The sequence below is a fragment of the Streptomyces phytophilus genome, from assembly GCF_013870535.1.
GTDB lineage: Bacteria > Actinomycetota > Actinomycetes > Streptomycetales > Streptomycetaceae > Streptomyces > Streptomyces phytophilus.
The window spans coordinates 1-1,398 of the sequence record NZ_JACBXC010001459.1 but is presented as its reverse complement, the minus strand read 5'-3'; the positions used below and the strand labels follow the sequence as shown (position 1 = coordinate 1,398).

The window sequence follows — 1,398 nt, the reverse complement described above, 5'->3', positions numbered from 1 at the left end:
TTGCGTACGGCATCACCGAGACCGAGTCCGCCGGCTGGACCGCCGGCTCCGCGCTGCTGCCGGTGCTGGCCGGGCTCGTGGCGCTGGCGGGCTTCGTGGCCGTGGAGGCGCGGTCCGCGCAGCCGCTGATGCCGCTGCGGCTCTTCCGCATCCGCGCGGTGGCCGTCGGCAACGTCGTCACGCTCGTCAGCATGGTCGGCGGCTTCGCGATGTGGTACTTCCTCACCCTCTACATGCAGACGGTCCTCGGCTACAGCGCCATCCGCACCGGCCTGGCCTTCCTCCCCCACACCGCCGCGCTGATCCTCGCCTCCCAGCTCGCGCCCCGGCTCACGGCCCGCTTCGGCAGCCGCACGATGACGGTCGTGGGCGGGCTGCTCACGGCCGGCGGATTCCTGTGGCAGGCGGCGGTGCTGGACGCGGACGGCACGTTCGCCTCCGCGATCCTCGGCCCGGCACTCCCGATGGCCGCGGGCATGGCCGTACTGATGGCGCTGCTCACCGACGTCTCCACCTCAGGCGTCGGAGAGCGGGACGCCGGCGGCGTCTCGGGCCTGGTCAACACCTCCCGCCAGATCGGCGCGGTGCTGGGCCTGGCGATCCTCGGCGCGATCGCCTCCGACGGGTCCGGCGGCCCCGAGGACGGCTACGCCCGCGCCTTCCTCGCCGCCGGCGTCATCACCGCCGCCTCGATGCTCCTGGTCCCCTTCCTCCCCCGACCGAGCAAGCACACCCGCTCCGCCACCGGACCCGCACCCGCATGACACCCGCGCCCGCATGACAAAGGCGAAGGGCGCCTCCTCGCCGAGGAGGCGCCCTTCGCCAATTCCGGTGCGGCTACCAGGACTTGAACCTGGGGCCTCATCCTTATCAGGGATGCGCTCTAACCGACTGAGCTATAGCCGCGCGCTGCACAGAGATTACCCCACCGCCGAGCCGCGGCCCAAATCGATAGCGGGTGTACCCGGCCGGCGCTACTCGTCCTCCGCCAGCGTGACCTCGATGCCGCCGACGAAGCCGGCGGAGAGGTTGTAGATGAACGCGCCCAGCGTCGCCAGCGCCGTGGCGAGGACCACGTCGATCAGCGCCACCACGGCCGTGAACCCGACCACCCGGGGCAGCGACAGGAACGACTCCAGGTCGAAGCCGGCCGAGTCGTCCGAGCCGGTGGCCTCGCTGATCGTGCCGCCGACCGTGCTGAAGACGCCCATCGCGTCCAGCACCATCCACAGCACCGTCACCGCCACGATCGTGCAGATGCCCAGCGCGATGGAGAGCAGGAAGCTGACCTTCATCACCGACCACGGGTCGGCCTTCGCCACCCGCAGCCGCGCCTTGCGGGTGCGCGGGACCGTACGCGCGCCGGTACGCGACCTGCGTACGCCGGCGGCCGACTGC

The 1,398-nt window shown here is 71.9% G+C and carries 2 protein-coding genes and 1 tRNA gene; 1 reads left to right on the top strand and 2 read right to left on the bottom strand.

What is annotated here, in order from left to right; genetic code table 11:
* A partial coding sequence (locus tag H5J30_RS33340; RefSeq protein WP_181791466.1) for an MFS transporter occupies positions 1 to 764 on the top strand: 764 nt, incomplete at its 5' end.
* Between the two features lie 68 nt (positions 765 to 832).
* On the opposite strand, the gene H5J30_RS33335 is transcribed toward H5J30_RS33340, so the two are convergent.
* Both H5J30_RS33335 and H5J30_RS33330 read right to left on the bottom strand, forming a co-directional pair.
* A tRNA-Ile gene (locus H5J30_RS33335) sits at positions 833 to 906 on the bottom strand.
* A gap of 68 nt (positions 907 to 974) precedes the next feature.
* Positions 975 to 1,398: DUF3566 domain-containing protein (locus H5J30_RS33330; protein ID WP_181791465.1), on the bottom strand; the 424-nt coding region annotated here is incomplete at its 5' end.